The sequence below is a fragment of the Aminobacter sp. P4_H6_2 genome (assembly GCF_056400805.1).
Genome location: NZ_JBFUKO010000703.1, coordinates 1 through 2620 on the forward strand (window position 1 = coordinate 1; position 2620 = coordinate 2620).

Annotated in this window: 3 protein-coding genes; all 3 read right to left on the bottom strand. The window is 59.5% G+C overall.

Going from position 1 to position 2620, the window contains the following annotated elements; genetic code table 11:
• Positions 1-745, bottom strand: a 745-nt coding sequence (locus tag AC1DUU_RS28900) for a LysR family transcriptional regulator (protein ID WP_476786763.1), incomplete at its 3' end; no start/stop codon positions are given.
• Between the two features lie 63 nt (positions 746-808).
• Positions 809-1186, bottom strand: coding sequence for a VOC family protein (locus AC1DUU_RS28905; RefSeq protein ID WP_476786764.1), 378 nt, complete (start codon positions 1184-1186; stop codon positions 809-811).
• Positions 1187-1464: 278 nt separating this feature from the next.
• Complete coding sequence (locus AC1DUU_RS28910) at positions 1465-2490, bottom strand: IS110 family RNA-guided transposase (RefSeq protein WP_476786765.1); 1026 nt, start codon at positions 2488-2490, stop codon at positions 1465-1467.
• Positions 2491-2620: the final 130 nt, after the last annotated feature.

Sequence of the window (2620 nt, forward strand, 5' to 3'; positions counted from 1 at the left end):
AACCAAAGGTCTCGGCGAGGTTCAGCGGCATGATCGACGACCATTTTCCGGTCCGGATGTGGGAAAACAAAACGATCATCGAATTCGATTCGAGCGTCGGGCGCACCTGCACGCCCGCTTCGGCGAGATGCTGGTCGATGATGCGCCGGTTCTGCATATCAGGTGTGAGCAGGCACAGCGGCAGCGTGCTCACCTCCTCCCACGTTACCTTGTCGCGGTCGGAGTATTCGTTACCCGCTGCCGTGATCAGTTGGTAGCGTTCGGCATAGAGCGGCACGGAGGTGACGCGCCCCAGCGGTTCGTTGTCGAGATAGGTGATGCCGGCGTCGATCTCGAAATTGCCGAGCAGCGACAGGATCTCGATCGAGGTCCGCGACAGGATCGAAAAGGTGACGCCCGGATGCTTTTCGCGCATCGGCGTGGTCAGCTTGGGCACCATGGCAAGCGCGGTCGGCACGGCAGCGATGCGGATGCGCCCGGACAGGCCGTGGCGGGCAGCACGCATCTCGTCGCGCATGGCGCGCGTATCGCCAACGATCCGCCGCGCCCAATCCAGCACTTGTCGGCCCTCTGGCGTCAGGCCCTGGAAGCGCGAGCCGCGCTGCACCAGCATCACGCCCAAAGTGTCCTCGAGCTGCTTGATGCCGGCAGACAGCGTCGGCTGCGTGACGCCGCATTGCTCGGCGGCGCGTCCGAAATGTTGCTCCCTTGCGAGGGCGATGAAGAATTCCAGCTTATCGATCATGCCGGAAGGCTATCCGGCGCTGGCCCGATAAGCCAGTCTTCACAAGGGACTACCGCGCGAAAATCATTTGTTCACGAGGTTGAGGATGTTGCCGTCGGGATCCTTGAACCAGGCGACCTTTATATCGCCGAAGACATGGATGTCGCCTTGGAGGGCGGTCTCGGGCAGGTCGTAATGCTCGAAGGTGACGCCCTTTGTCTTGAGTTCCCTGACCATGCTGTCGATCTTGTCGCCGACCGCCCAGGTTACTGCTGTGGCTTTGTTGGTGCCGGCATAGTCCGAGCGATAGACGTTGATCACCGTGTCGCCGCTCTTCAGTACCGACACGTCCTCGCCCATGTGGTCGATTTCCCGCAGGCCAAGCGTGCGCTCGTAAAAGGTCTTGGCGCGGGCGACATCCGTGACTGCGAGATTGGCAACGGCGTTGGTTTCACCAAGCATGGCTTTCTCCTTTGTGTCGTCCCCCATTCCGCTCAATAGATAGGGTTGTCTAATCGCAACTGGGGCGTCAATAGTAAGTTTTGTCGAAGCAGCACTGCCGGTGCATGGTTGTCTTCGCGGTCGACATCGGTCGCCGCATGATGGAGCTTCGCGGCACGAGCCTTCAATGTGGACGACGCATTCAGCTGAGACAGCGATGCAACCCCATCAACGGAATGGCTCGGCTCACGTCCCGGCAGGGACGCTTCAAGCGCTCAGTTAATGAGCGCCATTCTATACTATGCCGTCATTCCCGCAGTCGGATTGAAGAACTCTCCGGTTTTGAGCATGGTGTGCATGATGACAGCCAGCTTTCGCGCAACAGCCACGGCAGCTCTTTTGAAGCCGATCCTCTCCCGGAGCTGAAGCCCCCATGTTCGCAAGGAACTCTGCACGGAGCTGCGCGTGAGAATGACCGACGCTGCTTCGTAGAGAAGCCCACGCAGATGGCGGTCGCCGCGTCGGGATATACGGCCGTCGTAATCGACTTCACCGGACTGGTAGCGACGCGTAGTGAGGCCGATCCACGCACCGACGGATCGAGACTTCCTAAAGTTCCCCGGCTCTTCAATGGCAGTTGCGAAAGAAGTTGCCGTGATTGCTCCCACGCCGGGGACAGACATCAGGATGCGGCAAGCCTGGCTCTGGCGGGCATCAGCGACCAGCTGGCGACCGAGTTCCGCGGCACGAGCGCGGAGACCTTTCCAAGCATCGAGCAGCGGTAGCACGATATGAGCGAGACCATCATGGCCGGAAAGAAGATTTCGAACGTTCTTCTCGAATATGCTTCCTTTCCCTGCTGGAACAACCAAGCCGAACGTTTTCATGATTCCGCGGATCTGATTGGAAAGTTCGGTCGTCATGTGGACTAACCGGGTGCGCGCCGCGACAAGTGTGCGGGCTAGCATGCTATCGAACCTCTTCACGCGCACCTCTCGAAAGAATCCTACTTCCGCCAGCCGTGCCAACCCGTCGGCGTCATTCGCGTCCGTTTTGTTCGTCGCCATATCCAGCGCCGCCTTGGCATGTCGCGCATCAATGCAAATGACCGGCAGCCCCTCAGCTCGAAGCGCATGATAGAACCATACCGAGAGGGGGCCGGTTTCAAACACTACGCGTTTCGCGGTGGGTGCCTGCCTACGGACAAGTTCGGCAATAATCTGAGGGTCCGAGGCGCACTTTCCACGCCAAACACGTACCCCATCTCGACGGATCGCAATTGCCGTCTCTTTCATTGACACGTCGAGGCCGATATATTCTTCCATGGCTGTTCTCCGTTGATGCTGGGCCCGGCGTCCAGTCGAGAGCCCGTACCTCATCTTATCGGGGAACAGCCACCGTCCAAGAACATGATCGAATCCAGAGCGGCGGTGCTCCCGCGATTACCCCATGTGG